Genomic DNA, 22552 nt, shown 5'->3' with positions numbered 1-22552 from the left:
CGATATATTTTCTGAGATTTTCCCAGAAAGTCCTGCGAGGCTCTTTACTTTTGTTCGAGTTCGTCCTATTATTAAATTAAAGTCGAATTGACTTCGACATAGGAACCCAGCTCTTACTTTTGTCGTCAGGTTTACAGCGTAGACCTTTACCCTATTTCCCTTCAGTTCAGGTTGTTCTCTTCCACATTCTGTGTTTAAGTGATTGCCTTTGTGATGCCTCAGTTTTGAGCGCACCTGCTTCTTAGTCTTTACCCTCGATCCATCAGAGTTTCGCCGCCCCAATCGTTTTCATTTCATGGAGTTGACTGCACATGGCTACTGCCAACACCAAATCTAAATCCGCTCCCAAGTCCACCTACAGCGCCGATATGGTGCGTACTTACCTGCATGAGATTGGTCGTGTGCCGATGCTGACCCACGAGCAAGAGATTCTCTACGGCAAGCAAGTGCAGCAGATGATGACGCTGCAAGAGAAGAAAGAGAAGCTTGCTAAGAAGATCGGTCACGAGCCGACGCAGCAAGAGTTTTCTGAGCACGTTCATCTGAGCGATGCTGAGTTGACTGGCATCTTTACGCGGGGTCGTCGTGCTAAGCAGAAGATGATCGAAGCGAATCTGCGCCTGGTGGTGTCGATCGCCAAGAAGTATCAGAAGCGCAATCTTGAGTTTCTGGATCTGATTCAAGAAGGATCGCTGGGCTTAGAGCGCGGGGTTGAGAAGTTTGACCCGACTCGCGGCTATAAGTTCTCGACTTATGCGTACTGGTGGATTCGTCAGGCGATTACGAGAGCGATCGCTCAGCAAGCCCGCACGATTCGTTTACCGATTCACATCACCGAGAAGCTCAACAAGATCAAGCGTGTTCAGCGTGAGCTAGCGCAGAAGCTTGGACGGGCTGCGACTGCGGCTGAGATTGCCACCGAGTTAGAGCTTGAGCCGGATCAGATTCGTGAGTTTCTGATGATGTCACGTCAGCCGGTTTCGCTCGATCTGCGTGTCGGGGACAACCAAGATACCGAGCTTCAGGAGTTGTTAGAGGATAACGGCCCTTCGCCGGATATGCACTTGACTCAGGAGCTTTTACGCCAGGATCTTGAGACGTTGATGACTGACTTGACTCCGCAGCAGCGCGAAGTTCTGAGCCTGCGCTATGGTTTGCAGGATGGGTACGAGCTATCGCTGGCGAAGGTGGGCGATCGTTTGAATCTGAGCCGTGAGCGGGTTCGTCAGCTTGAGCGGCAAGCGTTGGATCATCTACGTCGTCGCAAAGCAAACGTTCGCGAGTATATTGCTAGTTAGTTTCGTTTCTCACATTAGATGAAAAAGGGGCATCGATCGATGTCCCTTTTTTTGGCCCAATGCGGTAGATTGTGAACTCCGGACTAGCTTGATAGTGAGATAGGTTGCGATCGAGATATTCCATTAGCTGAGGATGCTGGCTCGCAAACTGCTCGGGTTTAACCAGTCCAAACCAATCTGCTCCTTTGCCTGCAAGCTCTTTTAACAATCGAATTCCTTCTTCATCCTCCAACTGAGAGAGTGACGAAGACCAAGCATAAAGCGGAGGAAACACCCATCCTCGACGCTGGCTGTAATAAACTGTAACAGCATCCCCAGGTGTTGAAGTCGCAGTGACAACCAGTTCATTGGTTTGAGCCGCCTGGCGTAAAGCGAGTCCGAGTTTGAAGTCCTGTTCGGCAAAAGGTCGCAGCGCAAATCGGTGCAATGCTCTTTGCCCAAGTCCACCAATCAAGAGTAAAACCACAGCCATCCACGCTAATGATGCTCGTGTTCCCAGTTTTGCTCGAATCCATGCAGCGATTTTAATCAGACTATGGGCGGTGAGAGCCGCTGTAGCAGGATTTGATAGGTTCAGGTTTGTCGGATTATTCACTAAGCCTTGAGCGGCGATCGCGTAGTAAAACCCAAATGCAAGCATCCAAATGTGAAATAGCCAAGGCGCTTTATACTCGTTGTGAGACGGTGGACGCAGAAACAATCCAACGATCGCGAGAACTATGACGGGCAATGTCCAGAACCAGCGCAATTGATATAAAAGTTTTGGTAAAAAGTAATTCTGTTCTAGAAACCGCGATAGCCCATATTTCCAAACCCAGTATTCGCCAGCGGCTACATAGTAAGGCGGCTGGGTGCGAAAAAGGTGGAGTGCCCAAGCGTAATAGGCAATGACCGGAATTAGAGTGACAACGCCAGCACCCGCAATTAAAGTAAGCTGCTTTAAGCGTCGATTTTGTTTCTGGCCTAGAATGGTAACGATCGCATAAAGCATCGGGATTCCTACAATCAAGCCGGAGATCTTGGTCAGAAAGCCGAATATCCCAGCCAAGCTTGCGAGTAGTAAGTAATGCAGTTTTTCTGTTTGCAGGTAGGCGACAAGTAGCCAAACGCTCGTAATCACCAGCGATAGCATAACTGGATCGGGGAGAAAGGAGCGATCGACATAAACTGCACCGGGTAACAGCGCTAGGACTGCGGCCCCGACAACGGCATAGTTCTGACCCCAAACGCGGCGCAACAGTTGGTAAAACGCGAAAATGCCCCACACGCCAAAGACGATTGCAATCGCGCGACAAACCCAATCATGCTGCCCGACAATGCGGTACAACAACGCCGCAAGATAACTGATCGTCTGAAACTCATATCCGACAACTTGATCTCCTGGCCCATTCCAGCTAATTTTCGGATAAAAGATATTCCAGTTTCCTCTGTAAAAGTTATCCGCGATCGTGGCAGTATCAGACTGTCTCCAACTTGTTGCATCAATAAAGGGCTGATCAACTTTATAAAACCGAAGAATTGCTGCCATCAGTAGGATTGCAATCAATCCGTAAGTTGCTGCTCTAGAGGCTTCTCTTCTCATTCGCTCTATTTAGTCGAGACTGCTTCAGGTGCGTAAACGACAACGGGAACTCGTTTATAAGCGGGCGTTCCCGATCGTGGATCAATCTTAGCCTTGAAAATAGCATTAACCTCAGGATAAAACATCATCGCGGCACCCGATCGAATCATGCCGTAGATGATTTCAACTTGTTCGAGCTTACCTGCATCGCCCTGCACCGTGACGCGCTGATGCTCTCGAAATCCTGCCCGCTCTGCATCTGCTTGATTCATCAAAATACAATTACGGTGCGGCATAGCGCGATATTTATCTCCAGGCTTGTACACCACAGTATTGTGCTGTGCGTAGCTGCGTCCTGTACCTAAAATCAGTGTCAATCCGGGAATTGAGTCTGGTAGACCAAAGTCTTGTTTTGTTGGAATTGAGAGCCTTGGTAAAGGTGCGACAAACATTGAAGCTTTTCCGCTAGCTGTGGGGAACTTCGGCGTTGTAAACACGCGATTGGCGATCGTAAACTCTTCTTCGGTGTCATCGATTTCACCGATCTTTTCATAGCCTGGAATCGTTTGAGCGATCAACTGCCGCACATACTTTGTATCTTGAAGCTTGCGCCACTGGACTGGAGAATCTTGGAGGACGCGATCGGCAATCTCCGTTAAAAATCCCACTTCAGAAATCAACTCCGCATTTTTCAGATGAGTGTGACCCTCATCATTTAGGCGCACGAAGTTGTTGCCGGATTCAGCCGTCGTTTTATGAGGATTCTCAAACCGAGTGAGCACAGGAATGACGATCGTATTGTGGCGAGCGAGTCCGTGAAAATGTCCTAAGTTTGGCTTAGTTGCAACATAGAAGATAGTTTCGATGCTGCCGAGAGCGCGTTTTGCCTGAGTTAAATCAGGGTTTGCAGCATATAAATTACCACCTAAACAGATTAAAGTATCGATCTGACCTGCATCTGCGGCTTCAATCAAGGCGCGAGTATCATAGCCCTGAATCCGGCTCAAAGGCTTTTGCAATAATTTCTCTAATGCTTGCTGAATCTCTTTCTTCAGGTGAATGGTGACACCCATTGATCCAAAGCCCTGCACATTCGAGTGTCCCCGAATCGGCATGGTTCCTGCCCCTTCTTTCCCCACATTGCCACTAATCAGGGCTGTATTGGCAATGCTATAGATGTTATCGACTCCATTTTCTTGTTGAGTCACACCCATTGCCCAGGCGAAAACGACTCCTTCTGAAGTGCCAATGAAATTTGCAGCGAGATCAATTTCAGGCTTAGACACTCCGCAGACTTCGGTGATGGTTTCCCAAGAAGTTGATTGGGCATAGTCAATCACCGCTTGCCATTGTTCTGTATAGGCTTCAAGAAAGTCTTGTTTCACTAAATTCTGCTCGATTAGTGCTTTTTGCAACCCCACGAACAATGCAACATCACTTCCGGGAATAGGTTGTAGATATAGTGAAGAAATGTCAGAGCCGCCCTTCAACATGGATTTAATCGGAAATGCAGGAGAACCGAATTTAACCAATCCAACCTCGATCGTAGGATTGATCACAATCACCTTACCGCCACGATCGCGCAGTTGAATCAATTCATTCATCAATCGCGGATGGTTTGCAGGCGCATTTGATCCAATCAACACAACACAATCCGCTTTTTTCAGACTCTCTAAGCTCACCATTGATGTGCCGGAGCCAAACATATCTTTCAGCCCTACTGTCGAAGCAGAATGACACAAATCGGAACAATCGGCTAAGTTGTTCGATCCCAAAGCTCGCATCATCAATTGCAATAGATAGGCAGCTTCATTTGAAGATCGTCCTGAACTATAAGATGCCACTCGTTCTGGAGCTTTCTGAAAGGCTGCTTCTGCAATCTGATAGACTTCATCCCAGCTAATGCGCTCATAGCGGTTACTACCCTTTCTCAGAATCAGGGGATGACTTAAGCGCCCTAGATTGTTTGCTTCTTGGGAAGTTAAAGCTTGCAATTGAGCGATCGTATACTCTTGCTCAAAAGCCGTGGCAGGTTGTAGCTCAGACGCGATCGCTTCCACACTTTTGGCACATCGCTGCAACACTTCCCCGTCTTCGTTGACAAATCCACCTTTCTGTCCGCCAGTTCCCCAGGCACAGGACAAACACGCGCTTTTATGAAACAGCGTTTGCCAAATCTTGGCTCCATCCGGCGATAACGTTTGCTCCGCCCAATATTGCACGACTGCCATTCCACCGCCAGACTGAGGAGGTTTTTCTTGCGCCATGACCAAGTTTTCGAAATCGAGGTGTGTCCTTGATCCTAGCGTGTTTTTAAGCGGTCTCATTGCTGAAGCTAGAAGCCTCTATCATGAGACATACTCACTATATCGATTCGATCGACTCCGCCTTACGGCAAGCTACATTACCCCCTCTTCTGTTGCTCGCAACCCTCAATAGCCTCTCTCCAGCTAAGTTCGTCATGATGAAGCAACTGCACTCTCACCCTATAAGCTACCAGAGTCGGTGGGGCTGTAGGCAGTTGAGGCAAAGGAAGTTCAGCTGCCTGCCGGACAAGAAGCGGTGCATTGGCACCTTTAAGCTTCAAACATCTAAGCTTCAAACATCGCGCCGCGTTGGATCAAATCCCGCTTTGCATCTCTCGAAAACCAGCGGGAATCATTAAACCGCGTTCTCTCAACCTTTGTGCCCACAAGATTCGTATCAGACAATACTGCGCCTCGTAGATCTGCTCCAGTCAGGTCGGCTCCATACAAACTTGCCCCACTCAAGTCTGCATTGATCAAGTGTGCCCGCCGCAGCGTTGCGTAGCTTAAGTTCGTCTCACTCAGCTTCGTTCCATTCAAGTCTGCACTCGTTAATGTCGATCGTCGTACATCTGCATAGCTCAACTTCGCCTCGGTCAAAATTGCACCCGTCAGATTCGCACCATCTAAAGTGGCGTTCACCAAGACCGCACCCGTTAAATCTGCATTGATTAAGTTTGCCCCTGTCAGCGTCGCATCGGTCAGATTTGCATGTGCCAGATTGCTACTAATGAGCCGCGCGTCGGTTAAATCCGTGCTAATCAGGCTGGCTCTCACCAGCGTTGCTTCGATTAGATCTGCCCGTGCCATATTCTTCGATCGAAGATCGACCCCGCTCAAATCAATTCCTGAAAAGTCTTGAAGCGGGTTTAGTCCTGCGATTTCCGCAAGAATTAAGAAGTCATCGGTGTCAGCCTTTGTAACTCGTTCAATTAAGTCCGAGAGAAGTTGAAGAGATTGCTCTTTGGTCATCATATTTGCCTTGCCTAACTGAGACCATCTGGGGACACAGGACGTTGCACAGTTAGGAATACAAAACGACTCTCGTGCATTTCGCACAAAGCTTAGAAAGTCTATCAAGATTTGTGAAGGGTCGCCCGTTTCAGTAATGGTAAAGACAACCCCAAGCTCGCGAAAAGTTAGGAATTATAATATAGTATAGCCAAATCTCTTATATCTCGCTTGGGGCAAGACAATATCGACCCACTGCTTTAGGAGAAATAAGATTTAGCGATCGCTAGAGTTCTTTAGATGACGTGCGATTAGGGCATTAATCACAGCACGCTTGTTATTGCTTAAATTCTGCGGAATCAGCGCTTGAAGATCGCTGAATAGATCCGGTGACTGCTGATGCACTGGGCTTGCTGTAGCGATAGAAGCAGCTTGACCGTTGTGGTGGAGGGAAGACATGAGTAGGGTGGGGGTGAATAACTACAGTAGAGGGAATACAAGCAAGAGCAATACAAGCAGGAGCAATACAGGCCCTGTCAATGGTGGCTCGACACATCGAGGTCAGTGATGGCGTGAGCATTATGCTCTTAATACTTCTAGTATACCTTTCGCAACTGCGAAATCGCATCCCCGCGGGCGTAGTGTCCGGTAAGTATTTTGAGCTGTCTGCTAATTCCTGGGTTAAGGATAGCATCGTCTTTCTAGGTGTGCTACCTGTATATGAAAATTTAATTTAATTGTGAAGCTTACTTCTCGGTGAGTGACCAGGAGCCGTCCCAGTCATCAGACGGCGGCGTTCTGAGCCAGTGCTGGCAGCGCTCCATGTGCAGAGATGCCGCTTTATCCGTATGGTCGATTTCTAGAACTGTTGCAAATTCTGCCACAGCGAAGGCAAATTTACGGTTCAAATAGTGCTGACGGGCGTTGTGATAGTGGTCGATGATGCGCTGCTTCTCGTCGGAAATTTTGTCCGATCGCAGTCCCACCAGTTCGTAAACGGCAACAGGCTTGTTTTTACCCTTGACTTTGATGAAATCGAGTTCTCGCGCCCAAACGCGATCGGCGCAAGGGCGATAAGTAGTCTCGCTCATGACGATATCGGTTCCATACAGCTTGCTTGCGCCTTCGAGCCGAGAACCGAGATTGACTCCATCACCGATCGCGGTAAATTCCATGCGTTTACTGCATCCAATATTGCCGCTAATCACCGTATCTGAATTGATGCCAATTCCAATCGAGATTGTCTGTTGATTACAGGCGCTTCTAGCGCGATTGAATGCCGTCAACCGATGGCGCATCTCTAGTGCGGTTTGGACTGCCATCCATTCGTGATCGTCTAAGGGTAAGGGCGATCCAAACACCGCCATAATCGCATCACCGATGTATTTATCGAGAATGCCTTTGTGCATGAAGACCGCTTCGACCATCGATTCAAAATACTGATTTAGCATCTCGACGACTTCTTCGGCTTTGAGCGTTTCGGTCAGCGTTGTATAGCTGCGAATATCCGAGAACAGCACAGAGACATCTTTGCGATCGCCGCCCATTTTTGCGGCATCAGGATTTTCGAGGAGCTGTTCTGCGAGTTCCTGGGTCATGTAGCGGTACATCGTGCTTTTGAGCCGCTTTTCGTCGCTGATGTCGTCCATCACAACGAGCGCACCCGATATGCGATGGTGGTCATTGGCATCGGCGATCGTGTTGATCGATAAGTTGATGCTGTGCTGTTCCTCGCCTCTAACGGGTTGTAGGGTTTGATCCGGATAGTATTGCTGACGGTTGCCTGTAATGGCTTGATTGAACCAGTTGTAGAAGCTGCCTTTTTCGAGTTGGATCAGTTGAGTAATCAGGTGTCCTTCGATCGCGTCTTCTTCACTCAGTCCCAGAAGTTTTTTGGCGCTTTCGTTCGCGGCAATGATCCTACCTTCTTTATCGGTGGAGATCACGCCATTGGTTAGCGATCGCAAGATGTCGCGCTGCATTTGTTCCTGCTGCTTGACGGTTTCAAACAGTCGAGCGTTTTGCAGGGCAACTCCAGCTTGAATATTGAACGTTTCCATAAATTCTTGATCACTGCGGTTGAAGCTTGCTTTCCAGCGCTCCGGTGCTTTGGGGAAGTCTTTAGGATCGTAGGAGGGGAAATCGCCTTGCTTGGTTTTGTTGACTAACTGAGTGACACCAATAAGTTCACCGTCAGCATTACGAACGGGCATACAAAGCAGGCTACAGGTGCGATAGCCGTTGTCTTGGTCGGTTTTTTTAGCCGTTTCGGCTCCTGCTTGCTCGTACAAATCAAAAGGAATATTGATGACTTCACCCGAAGCCGCGACTTGTCCCGCAAATCCAACGCCGATCGGCAAGCGCAATTCTTTCATTGCGCCTTCTACGGTGGGAATGCGCGTCCAGATTTCATTACGATCGCGATCAATCAACCAAAGCGTACTGCGATCGGCGTTCATTAAAGTTTTTGCCTCGTCCATCACTCGTTTGAGAGTGTCATCGAGGTCTAAGCTGCTCTGACTCAGCGATTGAGTTGCCTTGATCAAGGCATTGGCAGCCCGTTGTTTTTGGGTTGCAAGGTAGAACGATCGCGAAGATTCTAAAATCAGTCGAATCGAAGGTGCAAACTCTCGGAATAGTTCTTCATCGTGCGGGGTAAAGCCTTCGAGCGCAATTCGCTGATCGAGTGGAAGAGCACGATCGCAGCGGGATCGGAGCTTATTAATTAACTGAACTACTGCAACCAAGCCCCCTTCATCGTTCAGCAAGGGCATCGTTAGCATCGTGTAAGTTCGATAGCCCGTTTTGCTGAACTGAATTTTAGATTGGGTCGATCGAGGATCATCAAAAAAATCATAGGGAATATTCACCGGGCGCTTAAAGGTTGCCACTTCTCCAGCAATCCCTTGATCAGCGGGAAAACGGATTTCGATCGAACGTCCCCCTGATCCCTCTGTCACAGTTGTATAAAGTTCGTGCTTTTCCTCATCGAGCAAATAAATTGTCGTGCGATCGGCGTTGAGCAATTCCCCGGTTTTTGCGGTGATCGAATTCAGCATCTCCTCCAAAATTGTGTCAAACCCCTGCATATCCAGCATCGATAGGGTTTGATTGACGATTTTGAGCTTGTGTTCAACCTCGTGAACAACTTCTTTGAACTTCTCCTGAGTCAACGGTGCGAGAAATGAAGAAAACCTTCCTTTGGGAGCTAAGGCATGGTTTGAGGCGACGACAAGCCGCGATTCGCTAGGGTGGGGCGTGATCGTGCGGTCACGACCATCAGGCTGCATCGTTACGGGGCGGGGCGAATCGGGTAGATGCGAGGAAAAAGAGGTCATAGAACGGGGGGATCTGTTAGAGGAACTTGTACAGGCTCATGGTTTCGGAAAACGCAATGAACCGACGCGAAATCACAATCAGCAACTGTGCTCAGAGTTCCCTAAAGCTGAAAATTTGATGCGATTAAGGGCGAATTTTCTCAAAAGAATTACATTTGTATCTTAAAGAACGATCATTCCGATTCAGGATTCATTGCGGTGATCGTACTCAACCTGCCCATAATCGAGTTTGATCAGACGATCGCAGTACCCAAAGTAATGATCATCATGACTAATCACCCACACCGTCTTACCCCGATGCTTTAGCTTTGGTAAGAACTCGGTGTAGAACAATTCACGAAACGTAGGATCTTGATCCGATGCCCATTCATCAAACAGATAGATGGGGCGATCCTCAAGATATGTAGTTAACAACGCCAGTCGCTTTCGTTGTCCTTGAGAAAGCTCAGTGGTTGAAAACTGACCATTGCGAATCTGAACTTTATGATCTAATTGCAACTGTTGCAGATAGTTCTGTGCTTCTTGATCTGTAGCATCTAAACCAAGTAGGCGATCGAAGAGATAAAAGTCAGCGAACACAGTCGAGAAGTGCTGCCGATACCATTCTCGATTCTCGTTTGTAATCGGAGTGCCATCGAGCAAAATAGCTCCTGATTCTGGTGCGTATAATCCAGTTAAAAGCTTTGCTAAGGTTGATTTACCACTACCGTTTCCACCCACAATAAACACAATTTCGCCTGCATTTAGCGTGAGATTGATGTCCCCTAGTTTGAACTGTGTATCTGCGGACTGATAGTAACTGTGAGCCACGTTATGAAGTTTAATCTGTCTCCAGTTCTGGGCGCTGGCTTCACCTGCAAACGTGACCGCCGCTGGATTATTTGCGGCTTCTGCACGATTTTTGAGTGATAGTCCCAAAGCTTCAATTTTCTGAAGTGAAACACTCGCTTGGCTAAGAATTGGCAGCTTTAGAATTAACTTATCCAACGGCAACGTTAGATAAGTAAACGTCAAAACATAGCCTGACAGCGTTTCGATCGGAATCGATAAAAGACTAGGAAGCGCAAACAGCAAAAAGCCGATCGCAAAGAAGAAAATCAGTTTGCCCCAACTCCCGGCGGACGCATACAGAATCAGTGCATAAATGTTATGGCGACGAAAAGAGGCTGAAGTCGTTTCTAGTTCTTGATTGAGAAAGACTTGACGGCGGGGAGAATGCAGCTTTAGTTCCTTGATGCCATCGGTAATCGATCGGAAATGTCGAAACAAAGCGTCTTGATCTTCACGCGCATCAACCATCCGACGACGCGCTTGATTGAGTAACCATTGACAAGTTAAAAATGTGAATGCAAACAAGCCCATTACCATTGCAAACACAACCCAAGACAATGAGCCGATGAACACAAAACAGCCAACAACAGTTGCCAGCTCAATGCAAAGAAACGGGAACGACGAAACAGCCGTTGCTACCGCCTGCACATCTTCGGTTAAGGTTGCCATCATCCGAGCGTTGCCAAGCTGTTCTAGATGCCGCAGCTCAGACGATAAGATTTGGCGGCTTAGCTGCAATCGCAGATGAAATACTGCATCTTGTGCTAAACGAATCAGCACTACTTGAGAAATAACGCTCGTCACTAGGGATAGAATCGCCAGCCCAACAAACGCTCCTGCAATTTGCCCGATCGCTGCGTTCGGACTTCCCAGCGTCCGACTGATTAATGCAATTAATCCCGCACTACTCACCCCACTGAGAAGCCCCATAAAAATCGCGATCGCGACTAATTTGGGAGAAGACCGGAGCAAGAAAGAAATCAATTGCATAGCAGGAGGTTCGGGTAAGGCTGATGAAGTAGACGCAAATTTGGGCAGTGTAGATTCAGCAAGTTTGTAACTTGGACGACTGCCCTTGTGTTTACAAAACCAACCTCTACTGCTCGATCGCCCCTGAACGCTCCCAGTTTGACTCGTGGGAACACGCAATCGATCCAGCTTGAATCGACACTGAAGGATCTGCCTCTGTATGATTTTGCGGCAGAATTAGACGTTTTGGGAACGGAGGTAGCGCGAGTCTTCGAGCAGCATTCGCTACTTCCGGGGGTCATTTTAACCGAACAAGGGCGCTTTGTGGGAATGTTACCGCGCCAACGACTGCTGGAATATTTGCTGCGTCCTTACGGAGTTGATCTTTTTCTCGATAAGCCGCTTCGGGTTTTGCATAGCTACGATCGCGCTGTACTCCTGATTCTGAGCGGTGATACTCCGATTTTGAGTGCAGCACAGCAAGCGTTGCGTCGTCCGTTTGATCGCTTGAGTGATCCGATCGTTGTGCATCTCGATTCTGATCAGTACCGCATTCTCGATGTTCACGAATTGAATATTGCTTACTGGCAATTGCGGGGAATTGAGACGCAGGTCAGAATTGAGCGTCTCCAGCTTCAGATGGTTCAGAGTGAAAAGATGGCAAGCTTGGGGCGGCTTGTCGATGGAGTTTCGCACGAGATTCTCGATCCAGTGAGTTTTATCTGGGGGAACTTGAGCCACATTGCCGAGTACAGTCGGAGTTTGCTTGAGATTATCCAGGTGTATGAGAAATATGTGATTCAAGTTCCGCAAAAGATCACGGATTTGAAGGAAGAGATCGAGTTCGATTACATTTGCGAGGATTTGCCGAAAACGCTTGACAGCATTAGAACAGGGGCAGAACGCCTTTCTCGATTGGCAAATAGTCTACAAAATTTCTGTCACATCGATGAGGTGTATCCGCGCCCCGCAAATTTACATGATTGTCTGGATTCGGTGTTACTTCTGTTGAAGAGCCGCCTGACGAGTAGCATTCAAGTTGTGAAGCATTACGGACACCTCCCGCCGATTCCTTGCTTTATCAGTCAGCTTAGCCAGGTGTTCATGAATATTTTGAACCGATCGATCGATGCTCTGCTCAATCAAGCGGCTCGATGTGAACTGGAGTCTTGCGAATCCCCGAAAATTACAATTTTGACCGAAGTGTGTTCGCTCGACGGATCGGGACAGCGCTGGGTTTCGGTTCAGATTTCCGACAGCAATCCTGAGATATCGATCGAGACGCAAAATCAATTATTGAATGCGTTTTCAACAGATTTGGCACAAGAAACCAGCTTGGCGATGAGCTACCGCATCGTTACAGGCAGACATGGCGGGAAGTTCCGCGTCTACTCTAGTATTGAGCCAGAGTTCCGCGGGACGGTGTTTGAGATCTTATTGCCCCTGAATTAAGAGAGTGGAGCGCGTTCTCAAGGGGCATAGGAGAGTGAGAGCGATCGCTAGCTTCGTTGATGATGGGGATGATTCTCCCAATCGAAGCCCTCATTGCGCTGAGGTGCAGCCCAAGTGATTTTGCCGCGTAGCGTATCCATCAAGGTTAGTCTGACGACGCTGGATAGATTTTGCCAGGACAAATCCTCACAGCGGAGGAGCTGCCTGAGTTCTTGTAGCGCTGTTTCGGAGGGATTGTCAAAGGCGAGGGGACTATCTGCATAGAGAGGGTCGCGCTGGACTGCCACGATTCCCTGACGGACAGCAGTGGCAATTTGCGCTTGCATTTCTCCTTTGCCTCGCTTCCACTGGCGCTGCCATCCCCGCTTGCTTGTGGCATACAGGGCTGGGAGCCGATTGAGGGCGAAAGCGGCAACTTCAGAGGGGTTCGTTTGGCGAGCAACCTTGTACGGAAGGGAGCCGAGCTGATTTGTAACTTCTTCGGCAACCAAGATTTCCATGACGTTAACTGAAGCTTCGATGCGAGAAGAAGGAGGTTTAGTCGGAGCAGGGTCAGTGTGAGAATTCGATAGACCGGGCATAATGATGGATTGAGTAGTATGTATAAAGCATTACTCTCAATCGCGATTGAAACAACAACAGGTGTACCAACCTTGCAGAATTTTTATCTGCGAGGCTGGCTTGATAAAGTATTAATGTTGACAACGGAAAATTAATAGTCCGTGCAGCTAGCTTTTGACGATCGCTCCAAAGTCCGCTAACACTCTTGCATGGTTTCGCAGCACTCCCAACAGGTTTAAACGATTCTGTTTGATGTCAGGATTAGAGTCCATCACCAGTACGCTGTCTTCACCGTCGAAGAATGCGCTGACTGTGGGCGCAATTTGGCTCAAGGCTTCAACCAGTTTGGTATAGTCGGCTTGACCTTGCATCGTTTGATTTAACTGCTGAAGTGCAGCAAAGAAGGCTTCCTCTGAGTTTTTCTCAAACAGTTCAGGACGAATGACTGGAACCGGATCAAGCTGCTGCTTGTCCAGGGTTCCCTGAACTGCGAGACGAGAAGCACGATTGACAGTTTCGTAGATAGCAGCGAGGCGTTGATCGGTGCGGATTGCTTGCAGAAATTCGGCTCGATCGCGCACATCTAATAAATTCTGTAAGGCTCGTGCGGTGTAATCTGGATCGTTTTCACCCAAGACTGCATTCACCAGGTCGTAATCAATGCCTCGCTCATCTTTCAGCAGCGTTTCAATTCGCTGTAAGAAAAAGTCTTTTAGCTGTTTGAGTAGGTCTGCTGCTGGAAGTTTCTGAACTTGGGCGTAGTTCGCACTGAAGCTAGAAACAGTCTGCTCTAGTAGCTGATTGAGGTCGAGTTCTAAGTTTGCTGCCCAGGTGATGTTGACGATCGCAGTTGCTGCCCGTCTGAGTGCAAACGGATCAGATGAGCCAGTTGGAATCAGACCTAAGCCGAAAATACAGACTAAGGTATCGAGACGATCGCTAATTCCTACAATCTGTCCTGCTAGAGTTTGTGGTAGATCGTCGCCTGCGCCACGCGGTAAGTAATGTTCATAGATTGCAGTTGCTACGGTTTCAGATTCACCACAGGCGATCGCGTATTTTTGCCCCATTACACCTTGTAGCTCTGGAAATTCGCCAACCATCTGAGTGACGAGATCGGCTTTGCAAAGGAGTGCAGCTTGTTCGACTGAGGCACGATCGGCAACGTTTAGCTGAGTACAAAGTTGAGCCGCAATGCCGATGATGCGATCAACCTTGGATCTCACTGATCCGAGATCCGCCTGGAAGGTTACGGTTTCGAGTTTGGGAAGATAGGCTTCGAGGGGAATTTTGCGATCGGCATCAAAAAAGAATTTCCCATCTGAGAGCCGCGCCCGGATAACTCGCTCGTTTCCAGATGCAATGATGTCTGCTTTCTTTGGATCACCATTTGAAGCAGTAATGAAATAAGGCAAGAGTTCAGAGCTATCCGATTTGCGAACCGGGAAATAGCGCTGATGGCTTTCCATTTCGGTTGTAATCACTTCTGCGGGAAGTTCTAAGAAGTCGGCATCGAATTTACCGACAACAGCAGAAGGATATTCCACTAAGTTAGTGACTTCGCGCAACAAATCAGGATCAATAATGGCAACACCATTGACTCGTTTTGCAGCATCTTCCGCTTGCTGTTTGATCAAAGTTTGACGATCGTCTGGATTCACTTCCACAAACGCAGACTTTAACGCTGAAACGTAAGATTCTGGATTCGGAATCGAAATCGAATCGGGATGCAGAACGCGATGACCCCAGGAAATACGATCGCTCTTGTATTGGATCGAATTGCTGGTGATTTCGAGCGGGAGAACTTCGCGATCGAGCAATGTCACCAGCCAGCGAATCGGGCGCGAAAAGCGTAGGTCGCCATCGCCCCACCGCATAAAGCGCTTTCCTTCAAGCTGCGTAATCCATTGCGGAATCAGTTCTGTGAGAATTTCTGCAATGGCGCGACCTTTAATCGTTTTCTTGACGAAGATAAATTCGCCTTTTTCAGTCGGACGAATCTCGAATGCGTCGATCGACACTCCTTGTTTCTGAGCAAATCCTTCTGCGGCTTTGGTCGGCTTGCCGTCTTTGAATGCGGCTTGTGCGGGAGGCCCTTTGATTTCTTCTTCTTGATCCGGCTGCTGAGCAGGTAAGCCTCCAATCACGATCGCTAATCGTCTCGGTGTGCCATAAAACTGAATCGAATCAGATGCCAAATTTAACTCGCTAAGCTGTTTGGGGATGCGCGATCGCCATTGCGACAATGCTTCATCGACAAAGCTTGCGGGGAGTTCTTCGGTTCCAACTTCGAGTAAAAATGACGGCATAACAAAAGCGCGATCGCAATAATCAATTTCACCAGTTTACCGTGGGACAGGAAATCGAGATGAGTCAATCGCAAGAAGAATGTCAGAATCGATCGCCCTCGTTAGACTTAAAGAAATGTTACAAGGGGAATTCTCGTGGCTACTGAATCGATTTCATTAGGCAGAACGAGTCTGACGGTTCCGCCGCTCTGTATTGGAACTTGGGCTTGGGGTGATTCGCTGTTCTGGAGTTATGGCAAAGATTACACCGAAGCCGATCTGAAGCAGGCATTTGAAAATGCGATCGCGTCAGGTGTGACTTTCTTTGATACGGCTGAGATTTACGGGTTAGGTAAGTCTGAGCAATTTTTAGGTCAGTTTATGCGGCAGACTGATCAGCCTGCTCAAATCGCGACCAAATATATGCCATTACCCTGGCGGTTTAGCGCTCAAGCCGTACATGATGCGGTGACAGAAAGCCTCAAGCGCTTAGGAGTCAGTTCGGTCGCACTGTATCAAGTGCATATGCCGTTTGACTTTTTCATGGGGAAGAAGACGCTGATGGAAGCACTCGCCGAGGAAGTCAAGCAAGGAAGAATTGGCGCGATCGGGGTGAGCAACTATTCCGCCGATCAAATGCGGGAGGCACAAGGATATCTCGCGGCAAAAGGGGTTCCGTTAGCGGTAAATCAGGTGCGCTATTCCCTGCTACACCGAGGAATTGAAGTCAACGGAATTCTGGCGACCGCTAAAGAGTTGGGCGTAACAATTCTCGCCTATAGTCCACTCGCACAAGGCTTACTGACTGGAAAATATAAGCCCGAAAATGCTGATTCTGTCACCGGAGCGCGAAAGCTTGATCCGAAATTTAGTCGTCAGGGCTTGGAAAAACTGATGCCTGTAATCGATCGTCTCACCGAAATCGGCGCGAAGCACGATCGAACTCCGGCGCAAGTTGCCTTAAATTGGTTGATTGCTCAGGGAAATGTAATTCCAATTCCGGGCGCGAAAAATGCGAGTCAGGCAAAACAAAACGCAGGCGCGATCGGTTGGGATTTGGAGCCAGAAGAAGTAACGCAGCTTGATTTGTTGACGCGATCGTATCAGAAGTAATACCGAATCAATTTGTTAATGCTATAGATCCTTCGCCCCCTAAATCCCCCAGAATGGGGGACTTTGAGAATCTGAACCAGTTTGGGCTTGAAGTCCCCCACTCGTGGGGGATTTAGGGGGCTTCCAAGATCTGTAGCACTCAAAGATCAATTTGGTGTAAAGGCTGCGACATACAACGAGGGGCAGAAGCTTCACTAGAGAAGCTCTGCCCCATTTAGAGATGCTTGTTCGATTAGACAGCAAACCGCCCACTAAGGCTTCAGCACCACTTTGATACAGTTATCTTTCTTCTGTTTGAAGATCTCATAACCATGCGGAGCTTGATCCAAAGGTAGCGTGTGTGTGATCACAAAGGACGGATCAATGTCGCCGCGCTGAATGTGTTCAATCAAAGGCTTGAGATAACGATGCACATGGGTTTGTCCCATTTTGAACGTTAGCCCTTTGTTAAACGCCGCTCCCATCGGAATTTTATCGAGGAAACCGCCATACACACCCGGAATCGAAACTGTTCCACCTTTGCTACAAGCAACCAGCGCTTGACGCAGCGCGATCGGTCGATCGGTCTCCAGGCGAGCGGCTTGCTTGACTCGATCTGCCCAGTAATCGATGCTGGTTCCGTGTGACTCTAAGCCCACCGCATCAATCACTGAATCTGGCCCGCGTCCGCCTGTCATTTCTTTCAGCGCGTCCCCGACATCAACTTCCTCATAGTTCAGCACTTCCGCACCGCACTGAGTTTTCGCCATTTCTAAGCGTTCGGGCACTCGGTCGATCGCGATCACTCGCTCTGCACCTAACAGAAACGCACTCTTAATCGCAAATTGACCCACAGGGCCACAGCCCCAAACCGCAATGGTGTGTCCCGGTTTGATGTCGCAATGTTCTGCTGCCATGTATCCGGTTGGGAAAATGTCAGTCAAGAACAGCACTTGTTCATCGGTCAGTTCTGGCGGAACTTTGAACAATCCGGTATCAGCAAACGGAACCCGTGCATACTCAGCCTGTCCACCTGCATACCCACCAAAGAAATGCGAATAACCAAACAATCCAGCCGGAGAAGTTCCATACAAAGGTTCAATCATCCAGGCGTTTGGATTTGAGTTATCGCACAGCGACCACAGATCGGTTTGGCAAAAGTAGCAATTGCCACAGGCGATCGTAAAAGGAACTACGACACGATCGCCAATGTTGAGATTCTTGACCGCAGACCCTAGTTCAACAATCTCACCCATGAACTCGTGACCGAGAATATCACCAGATTGCACGGTGGGAATGAAACCATCGTAGAGGTGGAGATCAGAGCCACAGATCGCAGTTGAGGTGATCTTCACGATCGCATCACGCGGATTCAAAATCTTTGGATCAGGAACATTATCAACGCGAACATCGAGCGCGCCATGCCAGCACAAAGCTCTCATTTATCTGTCCTCTTCAAAAACTTTGGTTTCACGACCGCGCTGATAGTATCCAGGCTCTTCTTTAACGAGAACTTTTCCGTCGGGTTCAACGGTTTCTTGGCGCTTTCCGAGAAACTCTTTGGTCGAAGGCGCAAGCGGTTCATCTAGATTCAGCTTTTCTTTGACGTTTTCAGCCGCGTCTTTGATGCCTTCTTTGATATCCGCGATTGGATTCGTGTTACCTTTGGCATCGATCGCGGGGCTACCTTTGCGGACTTCTTTCGCCGTGTTCAGCGCTTCATTGTTGCGAAGCTTTTCGGAAGAATCTGCTTCTCTAAGCTTTTGTCCGGCTTCTTGCAGGCTATTCGCATCGCGCATGATGTTTTGAGCTTCTTGAGGTGCGATCGCAGCCTGAGCCGGAACCAAGAATAGTGTTAGTGATAGGACAACACTCAGAATAATAGTTGAGAAAATCTTGCGTAGGTAGTTCATTGTTACGGTTTCAGAAGAATCTTGATACATTTATCGGTCTTGTGCTTGAACATTTCATAAGCCTGCTTCGCTTCGGTAAGCGGCATATGATGTGAGAAAGCAAATGCTGGATCAATGTCACCCTTGAGGACGTGATCAATCAGCTTGGGCATATAGCGCTGTCCGTGCATTTGTCCCATTTTGAAGGTGAGACCTTTGTTAAAGGCGGCTCCCATCGGTAGCTTATCGATAAATCCGGCATACACACCCATCACCGAAATCACGCCACCTTTGCGGCAGGCAACAATCATTTGGCGCAGAATGTGGGGTCGATCGGTTTCCAGCCGAACGCTCTGTTTCACTTCGTCGTACAGTCCCATCAATCCGGTTCCATGCGCTTCTAGCCCGACCGCATCGATACAGGCATCCGGCCCGCGTCCGCCTGTCATTTCTTTCAGTGCATCGCCTGCATCAACTTCTTCGTAGTTAATGATTTCTGCACCACATTGGACTTTTGCCATTGCTAAGCGTTCGGGGAAGCGATCGATCCCAATCACTTTCTCTGCGCCCAACAGATATGCACTTCTAATCGCAAACAATCCAACCGGGCCACATCCCCAAACTGCAACGACATCTCCGGGCTTGATATCACACATATCTGCACCCATGTATCCAGTCGGGAAAGCATCCGAAATCGGTAATGCTTGCTCATCAGTCATGCCATCGGGAACTTTAACACAGCCATGATCGGCAAACGGAATGCGAACATACTCAGCCTGTGCGCCAGCATATCCACCAAAGAGATGTGAATATCCGAAGATTCCGGCGGTGCTATAGCCGAATATAGGTTCTTGCAGTGCGCCACCTGGGTTGGAGTTATCACAGAGCGACCATTGTTGGTGTGAGCAAAAGTGACACTGACCGCAACCAATGATCGAAGAGACGACGACACGATCGCCCTTCTTTAGCTTCTTCACTTCGCGCCCAGTTTCGACGATTTCGCCCATGAATTCATGCCCAATGATGTCACCGGGCTGCATTGAGGGGATATAGCCATCATAGATGTGTAAATCTGATCCGCAGATGGTGGTTGCGGTTACTTTGAGAATGGCATCTCTTGGATTCAGAATGGTTGGATCAGGGACATTATCAACGCGAACATCATTCGCGCCATGCCAACATACAGCTTTCATCGTGAATTGTGTGTTAAGTGAACTGAGAGATGGGTTTGCTTCGGTTGGGGCGGCTTCTTGCCCCCTAAATCCCCCATTCTGAGGGACTTTGAAAGTCGGAGAACTTCCTCAGCAAAGGAAACTGCTTTTTCTCTTAGTCCCCCAGAATGGGGGATTTAGGGGGCTACCCGCAGATCCAAACGAAGCTAAACAACTTAGAAAACTATCCGTGACAGCGAGGTTGTCCTTCAGTGGTCGCAATCTCGCCTGCTTCCATCAATTGCTTAAAGCGGCGAAGTTCATCTCCAACTTGCTGCTCTGGCTCCTCACCGAACAGCTTTGCTAAAGCAGCAGTCAATCGACCACCCGCAATCTCATACTCCATCACCACTTTCACCTCAGTCCCACGATCGCCCGGTGCAGGCGTAAACCGCACAAATCCCGAATTATCGACATCTGCACCTTCAATCGATGCCCAAGCAATCAAATGATTCGGTTCATCTTTGATCAGGTCTGCATCCCATTCGACCTCTTGACCCAAGGGCGCATTTGCAACCCAGTGCGATCGCTTGCCGCCTTCGCTCACGGTGATCGACTTGACGTGCTTCATGAAAGTTGGCAAGTTTTCAAAGTTACGCCAATAGCTGTAAAGCTCTTCTGCGGGCTTATTGATTGTGACAGTCTTCTCAACTTTCATGGCTTTATTGAGTCCGACTGCATCACTCACTTTGTCGGTTAAGCTTTTCTCAGCCGTTGCGCCATGATAAGCAAGGCTTCCGCCTGCGATCGCCGTCAATACGCCTCGAAGCGATCGTTTTTGCAGACCAAATAGCACCATTGCGCTACCGCCGACGATCGATGCCCATTTTTCGGTATCGGTCAACGATGGCGGTTGAGATTCAGAAGAATTGATTGTTTTGTTTGATTCAGTTTCCATAAAGACTCACGTAGATTGAAACAGTGAAGTCGAAAGTAGTGAAACCTTCGACTTCGGTAGAACTATGCGCCTGTTGTAGCAGGGCGGCTAGAAGGCTTAGGAGATCCAGGAGTGCGATCGCCCAGTCGGTCTTTGTAGAGATTCGCAATTCGCTGCTCATCTCTTGCCAAAGTCACTTCCATTCGATCGAAAATCTCAACCGTTGCTGGATCAGTTAGCTTATTGCGGAGATTGTAAGTATCAACCACACCCGTTTGTAAATCACCTAATGCACGCCGCAAGATTTCAACATCGGTCTGATCATTTTGGAAGAATGATTTGACGCTGGCATACAGATTGCTGACTGCAGCAGGAAGCGAAGGAGTTTCGTTAAACAGCCCTAATCTTGCTTCTAACTGTTGGATGTGTTGCTGTTTGTGCTGCAAAATCTCTTGAAACAGTTCCTTCATGGCATCATCGGTGGCATTATCCGAATAGTGCTGGAATGTTTCCAAGCTGTAGCGCTCTCCTTGAATGGCAGTATTCAGAGCCTGCACAATCTCGCTTCTGCTAGAACCGCCCCATTCTTCGCCGAGCTTCCACCAGCCCGCATCCATATCGCTAACCGGAGGCAATGTTGTATCGGGAATGTTGAGATTTAACTGCTGAAGAATTGCAGTCACAAAAATTGGTAGATCACCCGGACGACGAGAGGTAATGAGATTGTCATCAATCACCAAGGGTTCATCAACAAACTCAGCACCCGCATTTTGCATATCTTTGCGGATTGCACGGAATCCAGTTGCCCGAACGCCATCTAACATATCGCCCTCAATCAGAACTTGAGGACCATGACAGACCGAGGCAACTAACACACCATTCTCAAGTGCATCTTCGACAAACTGAACTGTTTTTAGATTCGTCCGCATCTTGTCGGGTGCATGACCACCAGGAATGATGACGGCATCAAAGTCAGTTGCGATCGACTCCGTAGTCGTCGCATCGGCTTTGATGTTGAGCTTGCCTTGCTTGCCTTTGTATTCTTCATTCACCCGCGAACCGAGTACCACCACTTCGGCTCCTGCTTTTTTCAGCGCATTGTAGGGAAGCTGAAATTCGGCATCTTCAACCCCTTGCTCGATTAGAATTGCAACCCGCTTTGGCTGCGTGTCCATCACCATTGCCGCTTCTCCTTGTGTCTAGACTTGCCTTTACCTAAACTTCTGTGTCCCAAAAATTCGCAATTCTCGGCTTAAACAGGCTTTCTACAAGCTAAAGAAAAATTCTCGATCGCTCCTCATTCAAATGACAGAGGCAAAAGTCCCTCCTGAGGTGGATCAAGGAACTTTCTATATGGGGAGACTGCTCAGATTGCAATTCGTTAACTTAACAATTGTGCGATGCCTTACGAGCGGGAGAACACGATGACTTACAACAAAAGCAATCCAGGATATCAAGACATCTCTGATGATGCCGATCTAGAGGCAGCGTTACACAATCTAGGCGGCGATGTCTACGACGAGGAGGATGACCTCGAAGAAGAGCAAGACTTTGGCGATGTTCCCCAAGAATACACCGAGTCTTATGGTACGGGTGTTGTAGAAATGCCAGGTTACACGATTGGCGGTCGAACAATGCGCGATCGCGAAAGTGAGCTGAATGAAGCCTCTGCGGTGTTAACGGGTGGCGATATTGATGCGAACTATGAGCAAGCCAACGCGGTTGGAGACGAATCTGTTGGCGGAACAGTATCGACCCCTGATATGGACATTGTGGACGAGATAGGACGTGCAGTCGGTTTGGAGATGAGTGACTACAACTATCTGCACACCAATGAGATTTTAGAAGGGCGCGATGACCGCAGATGGGAGCTTGAGCCTTCTTCTTCCGAAGACTACGAAGACCGTAGAAACGATGAAATTTAA

The 22552-nt window shown here is 48.5% G+C and carries 17 protein-coding genes; 4 read left to right on the top strand and 13 right to left on the bottom strand.

The window, feature by feature from the left end; translation table 11 throughout:
* Window positions 1–311 precede the first annotated feature (311 nt).
* Window positions 312–1298 carry an RNA polymerase sigma factor, RpoD/SigA family gene (locus NC981_RS07705; RefSeq protein ID WP_348242313.1) on the top strand — a complete coding sequence of 329 codons (987 nt, stop codon included), beginning with the start codon at window positions 312–314 and terminating at the stop codon, window positions 1296–1298.
* Here NC981_RS07705 and NC981_RS07700 read toward each other — a convergent pair.
* From NC981_RS07700 to NC981_RS07675, 6 genes are all read right to left on the bottom strand, one after another.
* A complete protein-coding gene (locus NC981_RS07700; protein WP_348242312.1) occupies window positions 1291–2880 on the bottom strand; it encodes a glycosyltransferase family 39 protein in 1590 nt (529 codons plus the stop codon). The genes NC981_RS07705 and NC981_RS07700 overlap by 8 nt on opposite strands.
* 5 nt (window positions 2881–2885) lie before the next feature.
* Window positions 2886–5126, bottom strand: a complete 2241-nt coding sequence (locus NC981_RS07695; protein WP_348242311.1) for an FdhF/YdeP family oxidoreductase — start codon at window positions 5124–5126, stop codon at window positions 2886–2888.
* Between the two features lie 324 nt (window positions 5127–5450).
* Window positions 5451–6140, bottom strand: coding sequence for a pentapeptide repeat-containing protein (locus NC981_RS07690; RefSeq protein ID WP_348242310.1), 690 nt, complete (start codon window positions 6138–6140; stop codon window positions 5451–5453).
* A 252-nt stretch (window positions 6141–6392) separates the two neighbouring features.
* A complete protein-coding gene (locus NC981_RS07685) occupies window positions 6393–6575 on the bottom strand; it encodes a hypothetical protein (RefSeq protein WP_348242309.1) in 183 nt (60 codons plus the stop codon).
* Window positions 6576–6862: 287 nt separating this feature from the next.
* Complete coding sequence (locus NC981_RS07680) at window positions 6863–9454, bottom strand: GAF domain-containing protein (RefSeq protein ID WP_348242308.1); 2592 nt, start codon at window positions 9452–9454, stop codon at window positions 6863–6865.
* A 183-nt stretch (window positions 9455–9637) separates the two neighbouring features.
* Window positions 9638–11275, bottom strand: a complete 1638-nt coding sequence (locus NC981_RS07675; RefSeq protein WP_348242307.1) for a cyclic peptide export ABC transporter — start codon at window positions 11273–11275, stop codon at window positions 9638–9640.
* An 87-nt stretch (window positions 11276–11362) separates the two neighbouring features.
* Between NC981_RS07675 and NC981_RS07670 the strand changes: the two genes are divergently transcribed.
* Window positions 11363–12706, top strand: coding sequence for an ATP-binding protein (locus NC981_RS07670; RefSeq protein WP_348242306.1), 1344 nt, complete (start codon window positions 11363–11365; stop codon window positions 12704–12706).
* Between the two features lie 47 nt (window positions 12707–12753).
* Here the strand turns inward: NC981_RS07670 and NC981_RS07665 are convergent, their stop codons facing one another.
* Together NC981_RS07665 and glyS are read right to left on the bottom strand one after the other, a co-directional pair.
* A complete protein-coding gene (locus tag NC981_RS07665) occupies window positions 12754–13287 on the bottom strand; it encodes a late competence development ComFB family protein (RefSeq protein ID WP_199298786.1) in 534 nt (177 codons plus the stop codon).
* Between the two features lie 147 nt (window positions 13288–13434).
* Entirely contained in the window at window positions 13435–15576 is a 2142-nt protein-coding gene (gene glyS, locus NC981_RS07660) for a glycine--tRNA ligase subunit beta (protein WP_348242305.1), read from the bottom strand.
* 135 nt (window positions 15577–15711) lie between these two features.
* Between glyS and NC981_RS07655 the strand changes: the two genes are divergently transcribed.
* Entirely contained in the window at window positions 15712–16668 is a 957-nt protein-coding gene (locus NC981_RS07655) for an aldo/keto reductase (protein ID WP_348242304.1), read from the top strand.
* Between the two features lie 251 nt (window positions 16669–16919).
* On the opposite strand, the gene NC981_RS07650 is transcribed toward NC981_RS07655, so the two are convergent.
* The 5 genes from NC981_RS07650 to NC981_RS07630 all read right to left on the bottom strand — a co-directional run bounded on the left by NC981_RS07650 (window position 16920) and on the right by NC981_RS07630 (window position 21808).
* Entirely contained in the window at window positions 16920–18089 is a 1170-nt protein-coding gene (locus tag NC981_RS07650; RefSeq protein ID WP_190379852.1) for a zinc-dependent alcohol dehydrogenase, read from the bottom strand.
* The gene (locus NC981_RS07645) at window positions 18090–18560 is read right to left on the bottom strand and encodes a hypothetical protein (protein ID WP_190379851.1); all 471 of its coding nucleotides are present in this window, start codon (window positions 18558–18560) and stop codon (window positions 18090–18092) included.
* 2 nt (window positions 18561–18562) lie between these two features.
* Window positions 18563–19732 carry a zinc-dependent alcohol dehydrogenase gene (locus NC981_RS07640; RefSeq protein ID WP_190379850.1) on the bottom strand — a complete coding sequence of 390 codons (1170 nt, stop codon included), beginning with the start codon at window positions 19730–19732 and terminating at the stop codon, window positions 18563–18565.
* A 202-nt stretch (window positions 19733–19934) separates the two neighbouring features.
* Window positions 19935–20648, bottom strand: a complete 714-nt coding sequence (locus NC981_RS07635) for an SRPBCC family protein (RefSeq protein ID WP_190379849.1) — start codon at window positions 20646–20648, stop codon at window positions 19935–19937.
* A 62-nt stretch (window positions 20649–20710) separates the two neighbouring features.
* The gene (locus NC981_RS07630) at window positions 20711–21808 is read right to left on the bottom strand and encodes a DJ-1/PfpI/YhbO family deglycase/protease (protein ID WP_348242303.1); all 1098 of its coding nucleotides are present in this window, start codon (window positions 21806–21808) and stop codon (window positions 20711–20713) included.
* 243 nt (window positions 21809–22051) lie between these two features.
* Between NC981_RS07630 and NC981_RS07625 the strand changes: the two genes are divergently transcribed.
* A complete protein-coding gene (locus NC981_RS07625; protein WP_190379847.1) occupies window positions 22052–22552 on the top strand; it encodes a DUF6335 family protein in 501 nt (166 codons plus the stop codon).

It is taken from the genome of Leptolyngbya sp. DQ-M1 (assembly GCF_039962505.1).
GTDB lineage: Bacteria > Cyanobacteriota > Cyanobacteriia > Leptolyngbyales > Leptolyngbyaceae > Leptolyngbya.
The sequence above is the reverse complement of the archived record's forward strand: the minus strand, read 5'-3'. Positions and strand labels throughout refer to the sequence as shown.

What these genes read in the sequence shown, in the direction of transcription:
- NC981_RS07700 (WP_348242312.1), bottom strand. Translation starts at nt 2,880, where the DNA reads ATGAGAAGAGAAGCCTCTAGAGCAGCAACTTACGGATTGATTGCAATC.
- NC981_RS07640 (WP_190379850.1), bottom strand. Translation starts at nt 19,732, where the DNA reads ATGAAAGCTGTATGTTGGCATGGCGCGAATGATGTTCGCGTTGATAAT.
- NC981_RS07625 (WP_190379847.1), top strand. Translation starts at nt 22,052, where the DNA reads ATGACTTACAACAAAAGCAATCCAGGATATCAAGACATCTCTGATGAT.
- NC981_RS07630 (WP_348242303.1), bottom strand. Translation starts at nt 21,808, where the DNA reads ATGGTGATGGACACGCAGCCAAAGCGGGTTGCAATTCTAATCGAGCAA.
- glyS (WP_348242305.1), bottom strand. Translation starts at nt 15,576, where the DNA reads ATGCCGTCATTTTTACTCGAAGTTGGAACCGAAGAACTCCCCGCAAGC.
- NC981_RS07645 (WP_190379851.1), bottom strand. Translation starts at nt 18,560, where the DNA reads ATGAACTACCTACGCAAGATTTTCTCAACTATTATTCTGAGTGTTGTC.
- NC981_RS07650 (WP_190379852.1), bottom strand. Translation starts at nt 18,089, where the DNA reads ATGAGAGCTTTGTGCTGGCATGGCGCGCTCGATGTTCGCGTTGATAAT.
- NC981_RS07690 (WP_348242310.1), bottom strand. Translation starts at nt 6,140, where the DNA reads ATGATGACCAAAGAGCAATCTCTTCAACTTCTCTCGGACTTAATTGAA.
- NC981_RS07675 (WP_348242307.1), bottom strand. Translation starts at nt 11,275, where the DNA reads ATGCAATTGATTTCTTTCTTGCTCCGGTCTTCTCCCAAATTAGTCGCG.
- NC981_RS07680 (WP_348242308.1), bottom strand. Translation starts at nt 9,454, where the DNA reads ATGACCTCTTTTTCCTCGCATCTACCCGATTCGCCCCGCCCCGTAACG.
- NC981_RS07685 (WP_348242309.1), bottom strand. Translation starts at nt 6,575, where the DNA reads ATGTCTTCCCTCCACCACAACGGTCAAGCTGCTTCTATCGCTACAGCA.
- NC981_RS07665 (WP_199298786.1), bottom strand. Translation starts at nt 13,287, where the DNA reads ATGCCCGGTCTATCGAATTCTCACACTGACCCTGCTCCGACTAAACCT.
- NC981_RS07695 (WP_348242311.1), bottom strand. Translation starts at nt 5,126, where the DNA reads ATGGCGCAAGAAAAACCTCCTCAGTCTGGCGGTGGAATGGCAGTCGTG.
- NC981_RS07635 (WP_190379849.1), bottom strand. Translation starts at nt 20,648, where the DNA reads ATGGAAACTGAATCAAACAAAACAATCAATTCTTCTGAATCTCAACCG.
- NC981_RS07705 (WP_348242313.1), top strand. Translation starts at nt 312, where the DNA reads ATGGCTACTGCCAACACCAAATCTAAATCCGCTCCCAAGTCCACCTAC.